Here is a 12,202-nt window from a genome sequence, read left to right as displayed (position 1 = left end):
AGCCCAGGGTTGCCGAGCCTTGGCGAGGCTACCCTGGGTTACGATCCACAATCTGGAAAGCAAAGCCAGCACTCCGCCACATCCATCGCACACCAGCAGCGTCTGCAATAAGCTCCGCCGCACCAGCCCAGCGATGAGACACCACTCTTACTTCCACCTTCCTTGCCGACTGCGCCAAGGCTCATGACGACCGCGCCTCCTATTCGACACCATAGAGCCCTTCAACAAGCCCTTTGATCCTTCCGCCGACGAGAAGTAACGGTTGGGGAATGAAACGAAATCACCGGCGGCGGCCATGGCCAATCCATACTCCACCTCTCTATCCATCCCATGTCACGAGGTGGAAAAAAATCCGGCTACGTTTTTAGACAAGATTAACAAGATTTCAGGATGACGCAGCACGGCTCACCCTGAACAAAAGAGCTCATTTCCGAAACGGCACTCTCAAACCACGCCCCCCAAATCTTGTGAATCCTCCAATCCTGTAAATCCTGTCAAAACAGCACCGCGTAACCCAACGCCCCCGCCATGAACCCCAAAACCGTCGTCATCACCGGCTGCACCCGCGGACTCGGCCGCGCCATGGTCCCCCTCTTCATCAAAGCCGGCTGGAACGTCATCGGCTGCGGCCGCAACTCCGCCCAGATCACCGACCTCTCCCGCGCGTTCCCCGCGCCCCACCTCTTCCAAATCTGCGACGTCTCCCGCGAATCCGACATCGCCGCCTTCTGCGCCGCCATCCTCAAACACTCCGGCGCACCCGACCTCGTCCTGAACAACGCCGCCATCATCACCCCCAACGCTCCCCTCTGGGAAACCAGCGCCGCAGACTTCAGCCGCATCGTGGACATCAACATCAAAGGCCCCGCCGCCATGATGCGCCACCTCCTGCCCGCCATGCTCAAACGCGGCACCGGCGTCATCGTCAATTTCTCCTCCGGCTGGGGCCGCTGCACCGCCTCAGACGTCGCCCCCTACTGCGCCACCAAGTACGCCATTGAGGGCCTCTCCATGGCTACCGCCCAGGACACCGGCGGCAAGGTTGCCGTCATCCCCATGAACCCCGGCATCATCGACACCGACATGCTCCGCAGCACCTTCGGTTCCGGTGCCGGCGATTTCCCCGACGCCGAAGCCTGGGCCCGCCGCGCCGTCCCTTACTTCATCAAACTCGGCCCTAAAGACAACGGCAAACCCCTCACCGTCCCCGGCAACTAATCTTCCTCCTTCTCTTCCTCTTACTCCTCCTCCCCCAAGTCTGGAATCCCTAGCCCCACTAGACCGTTGCCCTCCTGACTCCCTGCCCCCCGGTCCCTCCAGCCCTCCTCCCATGCGCCTCCTCATCACCGCCGGCCCCACCCGCGAGCCCATCGACCCCGTGCGCTTCCTCTCGAACCGCTCCTCCGGCCGCATGGGCTACGCCCTCGCCGCAGCCGCCCACGCCGCCGGACACGAAGTCCTCCTCATCTCCGGCCCCGTCACCCTCCCCGCCCCATCCGGCGTCCAGCTCATCCGCGTCGAAACCGCGCGCGAAATGTACGACGCCGTCCGCACCCACCTCCCCGACTGCGATGCCGCCATCTTCAGCGCCGCCGTCGCCGACTACCGCCCCACCCAGGCCGCCTCTCAAAAAATCAAAAAGTCCGCCACCACCCTCACCCTCGAGCTCGAGCGCACCGAGGACATCCTCGGCTCCGTCCGCTCCCAGTTCGGCTTCACCGGCTTCCTCGTCGGCTTCGCCGCCGAAACCGAAAACCTCATCGCCCACGCCCAGGACAAGCTCCAGCGCAAAGGCTGCGACCTCATCATCGCCAACGACGTCTCCCAATCCGGCATCGGGTTTGACAGCACCGAAAACGAAGTCACCCTCTGCTTCCCCCTCGGCAAAACAACTGCCCTCCCCCGGCAGTCAAAAACCGTCCTCGCGCATGAACTGATCCGCATCATTTCATCGAGAATCCAGTCCCCAGCATCCAGCATCTAGTGAAAGAACTCCTCGCCACCGCCACCGAAGCCGCCCACGCCGCCGGAAAACTCATCACCGAAAACTTCGGCTCCGAACTCACCGTCAATGAAATGCAGCGCCACGACATCAAGCTTGAACTCGATGTCCGCTCCCAGCAGCTCATCACCGACATGATCCTCGCCCGCTTCCCCGACCACGCCATCCTCGGCGAGGAAGGCGGCGAAACCGGCGGCAATGGCGACATCGAATGGATCGTCGATCCCATCGACGGCACCGTAAATTATTTCTTCGGCATCCCCCACTTCTGCGTCTCCATCGCCGCCCGCAAACGCGAATCCAAAGAGCTCCTCATCGGCGTCATCTTCGACCCCATGCAGAGAGAAACCTGGACCGTCATCCGCGGCGAAAAAACCCACCTCAACGGCAAGCCCATCGCCGTCAGCAACCGCGCTGAAATGGCCGAAGCCGTCGTCACCGTCGGTTTCTCCAAGAGCAAAGAAGCCCTCGATCTCGGCTTCGAGCGCTACAAGCGCATCGCCTACGAAGTCCGCAAAACCCGCATGCTCGGCAGCGCCGCCCTCGCCATGGCCTACATCGCCACCGGCCGCCTCGATGCCTACGTCGAAGAACAGATCAGCCTCTGGGACATCGCCGCCGGCCAGCTCATGGTCGAAATGGGCGGCGGGAAAGTCATGCTCAAGCCCAGCACCACCAAGCCCGGCACCATGTTCATCTGCGCCTCCAACGGCAAGCTTCCCATCGAGGAGTATCTCTAGCTCACGCGATCCGGCGCAGCAAAGTAGCCTTGTTGCTGTGCAACAAGGCCCCCTCTCAAGTCCGCCCGGCCCATTCGTCATTCGCCATTTGACCGCCGCCGTCCCCTTTAACACCGCGCATGCCCCCCTCCTCCGACACCCGCGAAGTCATCCTCGAAGCCCGCGATCTCACCCGTGAGTTCGACGGCGTGAAGGCGCTCGACCGCTTCAGCTTCCAGCTCCATCGCGGCGAGGTCCTCGGCCTCCTCGGTGCCAATGGCGCCGGCAAGACCACCGCCATGAACTGCCTCCTCGGCCTCACCCTGCCGACTTCAGGCGAGCTCAACGCCTTCGGCCTCCCCCTGCAGAAGCACCGCATCGAGATCCTCCAGCGCTCCAATTTCTCCTCCGCCTACACCGCCCTCCCCGGCAATCTCCTCGTCTGGCAAAACCTCAGCGTCTTCGCTCGCATCTACGGCGTCCCCAATCCCAAGAAGAAAATCGCCGAGCTCATGGAGCTCCTCGAAATCTCCCACCTCAGCAAACGCGTCACCGGCCAGCTCTCCGCCGGCGAATCCACCCGCGTCAATCTCGTCAAAGCCTTCCTCAACGACCCCGAGCTCCTCATGCTCGACGAGCCCACCGCCAGCCTCGACCCCGACATCGCCGACAAGGTGCGCAAAGTCGTCCGCAAGGTCCAGCGCGAGCGCAACATCGCCATCCTCTACACCTCCCACAACATGCGCGACATCGAGGAAGTCTGCGACCGCGTCATCTTCCTCCACAAAGGCAAGATCGTCTGCGAAGGCACTCCCGCAGACATCGTCGCCCAGTCCAGCAGCGACAACCTTGAGGATGTCTTCATCAAAATCGCCCGTGACGGCGAGCTTCTCGACGAACCCAAGAAAGAAGAGTCAGCCCTATGAATTTCCGCATCATCAGCGCCCTCGTAATGCGCTACCTGTTCCTTTACGCCCGCAGTCCCATGCGCCTCGTCGAGCTCGCCTTCTGGCCCGTCGTTGACCTCGTCGTGTGGGGAAACGTGACCGTCTTCATCCAGAAGAACACCAATCCCGAATTCGGCAGCTACGTGCTCTTCTTCCTCGGCGGCATGATCCTCTGGGACATCATGTTCCGTGCCCAGCAGGGCGTCGCCATCTCCTTTCTGGAGGACGTCTGGACCCGCAACCTGCTCAATGTCTTCGTCGCCCCGGTTCGTTCCTCGGAATACATCAGCGCCACCTTCATTGTCGGCGTCCTGCGCATTCTCATCACAGCCGTCGTGCTCAGCCTCATTTCCTGGCTTGGTTACGCCTTCAATGTCTTCCAGCTCAGCTGGTGGCTCATCCCATTTTTCGCCAACCTCATGCTCTTCGGCTGGGCGCTCGGCATGATCTCCACCGCACTGATCCTGCGTTGGGGGCTCGCCGTCGAATCTCTCGCCTGGGCCATCCCCTTCTTCTTCCAGCCCGTCGTCGCCGTTTTCTACCCCGTGGAAAACATGCCCGCCTGGTCACAGCCCATCGCCTGGTGCTTCCCTCCCACCTACATCTTCGAAGGCATGCGCTCCGTCATGAAAACCGGCACCATGAGCTGGAACCACCTCTGGCTCTCCGCCGGCCTCAACCTCATCTACCTCACCCTCGCCGGATGGCTCTTCGTCTGGGTCCTCAACCTCACCCGCAAACGCGGCCTCCTCACCAAGTTCGCCACGCAGTAAAAGTCCATCGGCCCCCTGACCTTTCTCTGCTCTAAATATGACAGACGTAGAGTCTCAATTCGCTCCCATTGTGGAGAATGTCTTGGCATCTCTAAACATTCCCGGCGATCGAATTCCTGAGAGCAAAAGGCGCACTCCTGACTATTTGATTTCATTACCCAAGAAAAACTCCCTTTTAGAGCTGAAAATCAAGAGCGACAATCCTGATCAGATTGAAACATCGCACGCCGTCATGGCATCAGGGGACATTGGCAGTCGCTCCAAGACTCTAGGTCCCACCAATACGGTAAGCAGAGTGATTTCTGACGGAGCCAAGCAGATGATCGAGCATGACCCTCAGAATTTCTGCCATCATCTCCTGTGGTTGCACGCAAGTGGCTATGATGCGAGAGCTCACTGGGAACAACTGATCTCCACTTTATATGGCTCTCAAAGACTTGTTAGCTTGGACAGTGGCAGAATGATCCAGTGTTACTTTTTTCATGACTCCGAGTTTTGGAGATACCGAAAAACACTGGCGGCTGCATTTGTTAGCGAATGGGAATCTGAAGGGAATTTGAGCGTCAAACTTTGCATCAACCCTCATTATTCAAAGAAATCTGAGTTTCGTGATTCTGAAATCTATACAGCACTCAGTAATGCACTGCTGGATGTCGAGCAGATAGAAGATGGGTTAGAGGTGTTTTTTATGGACGGAAAGTGCGACAGAAAAGATTCACATAGTGTGATCGAGTATCTTCGGACCAAGTATTCGGTGAATCATTTGCAGACATTCGACATGGGCTATCAATACGCAGGGTTGTGGGTTGAGCAGAGCGAGGATTCTGAGAGAACCTGAGAATCCGAGAGAGTGTGTGTACAAGGTTCCTGCCTCTACTTCCACGCCCCCGCCGCCCGCATCACCGTCTCATGCACGCTGATGTCATGCGCCGCATCCCACGCCAGCTTCTTCTCCCCGCGCACCACCGCCGCCAGGTCCGTAAACTCCCCCGCATACCGGTCCTTCGGCACACTGAGCTGAAACGACTGCGTCCCCTTCTTGTAGCTCCCCCGCGCCTTCGTCAGCGACAGATTCACCTTCCCGCTCTCCATCGGCAAAATCTCCAGCGTCCCCTCCGTCCCCGTCACATTAAATCTCCGCCGCGGCCCGCCAAACGGGTCCACATGATTGACACGCACCACCGCCGTCGCCTTCGCATACTGCAGCACCGCCATCTGGTTGTCCTTCACACCATCGGACTGCGTCGGCGTTGAAAAAGCCGTCACCCCTTGCGGCTTGCCCAAGATCGTCACCACCGCATCGATCACATGGCAGCCCAGCTCAAAAAGTCCCCCACCCGGCAGCGCCGCCATGATCCCACGCTGCTTCGCATCCCCCAGCTTCCCCATCGCTGCATCGATCTCCGTGATCTCTCCCAGCCACCCCTCTCGCACCGCCTGAAACAGCAGCTCAAACGCCGGATTGTATCGCAGCATATACCCCATCTGCACCGTCAGCCCCCGCTTCTCCGCTTCTAGCCGCATCGTCTTAAATTCGTCATGCTTCAGCGCCCCCGGCTTGTCCAGATGCACATGCTTCCCCGCCTCGATGCACCGCAGCGCCGTCGCGCACGACTCCTCCATCCGCGTCTCCACCGCCACCGCCTTCAAATCCGGCGTCCCCAGCAGCTTCTCTTCCGTCACCGTCGGCACCCCCTCATACCCCTTCTCCTTCGCCACCACACCCACTACCTCCCAAAGCTCCGGCAAAGCCCGCATCGCCGCCATCTTCCCCGCCGCATGCGCATGCTCCGTCCCGATCTGCCCGATGCGCAATCTGGCACTGCCACTGGCAGCAAAAGCGGTGGACCCACAGGCGAGAAGAAAAGCGCGTCGTTTCATGGCAAACCCTAACGATGCAAAGCGGTCATTCCTCACGCCAACTTTGCCCTCGTCACCTCACGGCTTCTTCTCGTCCTTCTTCACAGGCTCCGGCAACACCTCCGCCATCTGCGCCGCCGTCAGTTCAAACTCCACCACACCACGCTCCTCCGCGTGCCACACGCTGGCCTTCTGCGCGTCGATCCACTCATCTCTCGTTCGTTTGAGAATCACCTCCTGCTCTCTCGGCGTCCACATCCGAATAGTGAATCCCTGGTTTTCATCCGTCTGCCACTGGTAGCTGCGGTCCCGGTAGCTCGACCACTGCTTCTCCCGCTGCACGAGGCCCAGGGAGAGCGCCTTGTTCTCCTTCAGCTCCAGGTCTTCGAGCACCAGAAAAAAATCATCGCTCAGTTCACGCCCGCGCACATTCGCAAAACGGTGCGCATCGGCGGACAGCACACTGGAGTGCAGGCGGTGCGCCCGTCCATGCATCTCCCACGCCTCACGCAGCCAGTCGAAGGCGTTGAACTCCAGCCGCAGTCCAGGGCGGATCAGAAACTCGTTCTCCTGCGTCCAAAACTGCCGGAACGGCAGCGTCGCCACGCGCTTCATCTCGTGCACCACCAGCCGCAGCCGCCAGCGCCTTGTGATCGCGTCCTCACGTTTCAGCCGCAGCCCCTGCATCACCTCATTGAGCGATGGCCGGCTGTTGTGCATCCCGTTGTTCCCAATCTGCTGCCGCCACAGCGTCGTGGCCGGGGAGTGTTTAAAAAGAGCGCGCGTGTGCTCGTGATGCAGCCACGAGTCAAAACCGCCGTCATTCACCTTCAGGTCGCTGTAGCTTCCCTCGGGCGGCCAGGTGGCTTTGTCATCCATGGGGGCAAATTCAGCGATGCTCGCCACCTCATCTTTGCCCAGCCCCGTGATCCGCAAGGTGGGCCACAGACCACGCCCGGGCGCTTTGTCCGCAGGGTCCGCCTTCCCGACCTTCAGGCTGAGCTTCTCGGCGTTCGCATGCTTCGGCGCAGGCGGTGTGATCCAGTCGCTCCGCCACGCATCGGCAATCAAAGGCGCAGCCACCAGCGTCCCGCTCATGCAGCATGCAGCCACCCACCGCATCCTCGGCACCGTCGCCAGCCACCACGCCCCCAGCAGCCCGGCCAGCGCACTCACAGCAGCGACGAAACTTCCGCACAGCTCCACATGATGCTGCTCCAGCGTGATCACTTCCTGATTCCCCGCTCTCCCCGGTATCACCAGTTCAATCCCTGCGCCAATGACTGCCAGCACCGCCAGAGCAAACACCTGTCGTGTGGTCGATGTCAGCGCGGTCAGCGTCCCGGCAATCCCGCACACCAGCCCGCCAGTGAGCAGCACCGCTCCGGTCATGGCCGTCCACTGTCCCATGCCAAGACCAAATCCTTGCCAGCTCCTGCTCACCACGAGTGCAGTCGGCAGGATCACCGCGCTCAGCAGAAACAGCAGCTTCCCGCACCACAGCGCCGCCTGCCCCACAGGCCGCGTGAGACTGAAGGTGTCCGTGTTCGAGGGCGTGTCGGCGCTCACGCTGCGCCATGCCAGTGCCGCCGCCATCAGCAGCGCACCGACTTCCAGCCACAGGTCAAACCCTGCGATGGACAGCTTTGAAAACACAGCCTTCACCTCATGCGCACGATGCCACTGCCTCGTCACGAGCACGGCCAGCCACAGCAGCACCATCCCATACTGGTGCCGCCACTCAGCACGGCATTGGTGAAACATTCGGGAAGAAAAGGAGGTCGCGTTCATGGTTGGCGAAATTTCCAGGATCGTTTGTCAGGCACATATTCAAAGTCGCTCACCTTCAGGTGGCGGAAAAACGGCCACCGTTCATGCTCCGGCATGCGCTTCCGCCAGAAGTCACTGCCATCGGGGTTGAGCAGGTTCGGGGCAGGGTAGGAACGCATTCGCGATGGCAGATCGCCCCCGATGGACAGCCACCGCAGGCAGATGTCGAAAGCCTCCGCCGAACCAAAATTCGCAGCGCGGCGCAGGGCGGCGTCGGTCTGGTTCGATGGGATCAGCGGCACCGCATCTTCAAACTGCTCGCTCACTCGTGCCTCAATCGCCGGCCGGGTCTCTGGCAGCTTGTCCAGCGCATGAATAAACACACCGTTCAAATCATTGCGGATTTCTGTCAGCATCCGTGCCACGGCGTCAGGATCATCCTTCCAGGCGGTCAGCAGTTCGTCCGCACCGGGTGGCAGCACCGGGCTGGACAATATCTGCGGCTTCAGCCTTTTGGCCGCCTCTGCCCAGCCTTTGCGCACCACCAGATCGGCCAGCATGGCCTGACTCGGCGCACGGTCGATCACCACCTCCCGCTGCTCCTCGGTCACATACCGTTCCAGCTGGTTGTTCGGTGGCTTGTTCGACCAGCCAGGCCACGTTTGCGAGCGCAGGTCCAGCATCAGCGGCAGCTGGTGTCGTCCCAGCGGCTCAAACGCCTCGGCGATCAGTGGATGCGCCGCATAGCTATACACCGCCTGCGTGACGGAGGCCGCGGAAAACAGGTCATACGCATACCGGCGTGCCTCCTTCTCCGTGCTCGCCGCCGTCGGTGGCGTGAGGGTGGCCATGCGCTCTTGGAAGGCTTTCACCTCACGCCCGGCATACAGCGCCTTCGACTCAAACCACTGCAGGCTTTTGCTCCAGTGGGAGGGCAGGTCGGCCAGCCGCATCTCCGGCGACTTCCAATGCCTCTGACTTTGCCCCAAAAAACGGCTGCGCAGCAGAATGAGCCGTGCCTTGGAGATTTCGACTCCCGTTGACTCGCCATCCGCATGATTGAAAATATGATTCCACGTGAGTTCGATCTGCCGGTGACGCCAGCCCGTGTGCTCCCCGCGTTCGCCCACCACCACCTGCTTGGTCGGCTCCAGCCGCACACACCGCTGCTGCGGCAGATACAGCAGGATCGCATGGCCGTTTTCAGCATCCCAGTGCGCCCGCGACTCCATGCGCAGCGAAATCGTGAGCGCCCCTGGCTGAGGTCCAGCCGCAGGCGTGACCCGCAGGATTTCCCAGCTCACGTCTTCGCAGCGGCCCCCTGCTCCCGCCTTCACCGGCACATCCAGCGCCAGATCACGCTGATACCATTCCACCAGAAATTCCGTGTCGATGCTCAGCGGTTCGTCGAATTTGGGATACGGCTTGGAGAAAGTGGCCAGTGCCGTGTTCGGCTGCTCCAGCCGCGTCCATTTGGGGAAATATTCGTCATTGGAAATCAGCAGCGTGCCCTTCGGGAAAAAGTCGCGCAGATTCCTGTCTCCGCGAAACACCTCCATCTGCGGAGTGTCAAACGGCGAGCGGCGGTAGGCATTCCGTTCGTTGCTTTCGCTACGTCGCGTGCTTCCCCCTTGCGCAAAGTCGCTTCGCCGGGGCCGGGATGCCACATGCACCCCCTGCATGTGCGTGTTTTGATCCACCTCCGCAGTCAGATTCGGACGATAGCTTGTCTCGGTTCCCGAGAAGTGTGCCCGGGACAGAACCACATTGAATTGAAGCCCAGGCTCAAGCTTTGCCACCAGAGCCACATTCTGGGCTTCGGGCGGAGAATCTTCCCAAGCCCAGAACCGCGCCGTGAGCAAAGCCACGAATCCCGTCAGCAGCGTCATCATCAGCCGTCGCTTGAAAGAGAAACCCCGACTCAGATGCCTCCACGCCAGCACACCGCTCAGCACCGCAAAAACAGCCCATCCTGCGGCCCGGCCCGGCCATGTCTGGTAGTAGCTCGGGTGATACTCCCACCAGGTTGACGCCGCGACGTCCAGCACCTTGGACACCAGCCCCAGCGTCAGCGCCACCGTGAGCACCATCTTCCACAGCTCACTTCGCCTCCACAGCACCAGCGTCGGCAGCAGCCACGCGGAGAAGCCTGCCGCAAAGCACAGCCGCTCCCACATCCCCCGCATCACATCCGCCGCAGGTCGGCCGGACATGATGAGATACAGCCCATTCTGCGCCACCACCGGCAGCACAATCAGCAGCAGCCACATCAGCACCCGCGCCATCCAGTACGCCTGCGCGGGCACCGGCCGCGTGCTGATGAAGCTCCGGTCACTCCCCGGCTTGTCCTCCGGACACGATAGCAGCAGCGACAGCCCCGCCAGCAAAATCACCACCGGCAGATAGCTCACCCATCCCGCCGTCGCCACCCCTGCCCGCATCGGCAGCACCCATTCCAAATTCACCGCCAGGTCAAACCCCAGCAGCACCAGAAACGCCAGCCAGCGCACCCGCAGGTAACGAAACTCTTTCAGGAAGTGATGAAGTGTCAGGTTCATATTTCATTTCCCCTCCAGTCGGTATGCACGCGCCAGCGCCACAAAGATCTCCCGCAGGCTCATCGGCCTCACCTCATGCTGCGCCGCCCCCGGCATCGCCTCACACAGCGCCGCCGCAAACGCCGCCTCATTCGCAAACCGGCTCGCCGTAAATCTCAGCGTCCGCCCCGCCTGCTCCGCATGCAGCCAGTCCCCCGGCAGATTCACCGGCGCTCTACCATCATCTGGTAGCACCACCTCCACCGAACGGAACCGTGCCTGCAGACTGTCGCTCGTTTCATCCAGCGCCAGCTTCCCCCGGTTGATGATCGCCACCCGGTCCGCCAGCCGCTGCACCTCCTCGATGTCATGCGATGACACAAACACCGTCCATCCCTCCTGCTCCGTCAGCTCCAGCAGCCCGCGGATAAACTCATCCCGCACCAGCGGATCCAGCCCGCTGAAGGGTTCATCCAGCACCACCAGCTTAGGCCGGTACGCCAGACTGCTCAGCAGCGCCGCCTTCATCCGCATCCCCCGCGAAAGATCCTTCAGCTTCGTCCCCGTCGGCAGGTCAAACTGCCCCATGAGCTGCTTCTCAAACGCCCCGTCCCAGTTCGGATACAGCGGCCGGCAGTAGTCCAGAAACTGACCCACCGTCATCCACAGCGGCAGCTCCATGTTCTCAGACACATAACCAATCTGCGTGAACTGCGCCGGCCCCAGCTTCCGTGAATCCCCGCCCAGCACCTCAATCCTCCCACGATCAGGCCGGTGCAGATTCAGCAGACACTTGATCGTCGTGCTCTTCCCCGCCCCATTCGGGCCCAGAAACGCCGTCACCTGCCCCTCCGGCACCTCCAGGCTCAAACCGGCCACGGCCTCAGTTTTGCGGAAACGTTTATGCAGATCGGTGATCGTGATCATAGGCTTTTCAGATGTTTGATGACTTGTTCCAGCGTGAGATTGAGTTCTGCCGCCTCCTTGAGCAGCGCCCGGCATTCCGGCGTGATCTGCTCCAGCCGCTCCTTCAGGTCCGGCTGATCCGGCACCGTCACCACCATCCCGATCCCCGGTCGCGAATTCAGCCACCCCGCATCCTTCAGCAGCAGCACCACCTTGTGCGCCGTCGTCGGGCTGATGCGCAGTTCCTGGCTCAGCGTCCGCACACTTGGAAACGCATCTCCCGCCCTCATCTGCCCGGTTAAAAGCGCTTTCCGTACAGCCCCCAGAATCTGGTCAGAGACCGGACTCCCATCCTGAAGCTGGATCGAAAAAGGCAGCATATCCGCGAGGTGTTCCTACTGTAACAACACATCTGTTACACTCGCAACCAAAATTTATTTCTTCCAATGATTGAAGCGCTGAACCCTGCCCTCCAACCATCGCTAGAAAGCACGGTGAACGATGCCTTGAAGGCCAACGGCCTTCCGTAATATAGCCCAGGGATGCCGAGCTTTAGCGAGTGCTTCCCTGGGTATCGCCATCCCGACTCGGAAAGCAAACCCAGAACTCCGCCACAAACCGCGATCACCAGCAGCGTTTGCAACGAGCTCCGCTGCACACTCCCAACACCCACCCAACACTCACTTCC

11 protein-coding genes are annotated in these 12,202 nt (G+C 60.9%); 6 read left to right on the top strand and 5 right to left on the bottom strand.

Going from position 1 to position 12,202, the window contains the following annotated elements; all coding sequences use genetic code 11:
* The first annotated feature begins 528 nt into the window (after positions 1 to 528).
* The 6 genes from ACILSL_RS25510 to ACILSL_RS25485 all read left to right on the top strand — a co-directional run bounded on the left by ACILSL_RS25510 (position 529) and on the right by ACILSL_RS25485 (position 5,279).
* Complete coding sequence (locus ACILSL_RS25510) at positions 529 to 1,218, top strand: SDR family oxidoreductase (protein ID WP_395734899.1); 690 nt, start codon at positions 529 to 531, stop codon at positions 1,216 to 1,218.
* Between the two features lie 112 nt (positions 1,219 to 1,330).
* Complete coding sequence (locus ACILSL_RS25505; RefSeq protein ID WP_395734898.1) at positions 1,331 to 1,984, top strand: phosphopantothenoylcysteine decarboxylase; 654 nt, start codon at positions 1,331 to 1,333, stop codon at positions 1,982 to 1,984.
* Entirely contained in the window at positions 1,984 to 2,742 is a 759-nt protein-coding gene (locus ACILSL_RS25500; protein WP_395734897.1) for an inositol monophosphatase family protein, read from the top strand. Before ACILSL_RS25505 ends, ACILSL_RS25500 begins: the two co-directional genes overlap by 1 nt.
* A gap of 119 nt (positions 2,743 to 2,861) precedes the next feature.
* Entirely contained in the window at positions 2,862 to 3,647 is a 786-nt protein-coding gene (locus ACILSL_RS25495) for an ABC transporter ATP-binding protein (protein ID WP_395734896.1), read from the top strand.
* On the top strand, positions 3,644 to 4,441 hold the full coding sequence (locus tag ACILSL_RS25490) for an ABC transporter permease (protein ID WP_395734895.1): 798 nt from the start codon (positions 3,644 to 3,646) through the stop codon (positions 4,439 to 4,441). Before ACILSL_RS25495 ends, ACILSL_RS25490 begins: the two co-directional genes overlap by 4 nt.
* Positions 4,442 to 4,478: 37 nt before the next feature.
* Positions 4,479 to 5,279 carry a hypothetical protein gene (locus ACILSL_RS25485; protein ID WP_395734894.1) on the top strand — a complete coding sequence of 267 codons (801 nt, stop codon included), beginning with the start codon at positions 4,479 to 4,481 and terminating at the stop codon, positions 5,277 to 5,279.
* Positions 5,280 to 5,314: 35 nt separating this feature from the next.
* Here ACILSL_RS25485 and ACILSL_RS25480 read toward each other — a convergent pair whose 3' ends face one another.
* Genes ACILSL_RS25480 through ACILSL_RS25460 form a run of 5 tightly spaced genes read right to left on the bottom strand, consistent with a single transcriptional unit; the run spans position 5,315 to position 11,894 of the window.
* Complete coding sequence (locus ACILSL_RS25480; RefSeq protein ID WP_395734893.1) at positions 5,315 to 6,322, bottom strand: Gfo/Idh/MocA family protein; 1,008 nt, start codon at positions 6,320 to 6,322, stop codon at positions 5,315 to 5,317.
* 57 nt (positions 6,323 to 6,379) lie between these two features.
* A complete protein-coding gene (locus ACILSL_RS25475; protein WP_395734892.1) occupies positions 6,380 to 8,092 on the bottom strand; it encodes a hypothetical protein in 1,713 nt (570 codons plus the stop codon).
* Positions 8,089 to 10,629, bottom strand: a complete 2,541-nt coding sequence (locus ACILSL_RS25470; protein WP_395734891.1) for a hypothetical protein — start codon at positions 10,627 to 10,629, stop codon at positions 8,089 to 8,091. Before ACILSL_RS25470 ends, ACILSL_RS25475 begins: the two co-directional genes overlap by 4 nt.
* A 3-nt stretch (positions 10,630 to 10,632) precedes the next feature.
* On the bottom strand, positions 10,633 to 11,535 hold the full coding sequence (locus ACILSL_RS25465; protein WP_395734890.1) for an ABC transporter ATP-binding protein: 903 nt from the start codon (positions 11,533 to 11,535) through the stop codon (positions 10,633 to 10,635).
* Positions 11,532 to 11,894 (bottom strand): GntR family transcriptional regulator, encoded by a 363-nt coding sequence (locus tag ACILSL_RS25460; RefSeq protein WP_395734889.1) that lies wholly within the window; start codon positions 11,892 to 11,894, stop codon positions 11,532 to 11,534. Before ACILSL_RS25460 ends, ACILSL_RS25465 begins: the two co-directional genes overlap by 4 nt.
* Positions 11,895 to 12,202 lie beyond the last annotated feature (308 nt).

The organism is Prosthecobacter sp. (assembly GCF_044222345.1).
Lineage (GTDB): Bacteria > Verrucomicrobiota > Verrucomicrobiia > Verrucomicrobiales > Verrucomicrobiaceae > Prosthecobacter.
This window is presented reverse-complemented; position numbering and strand designations above follow the sequence as displayed.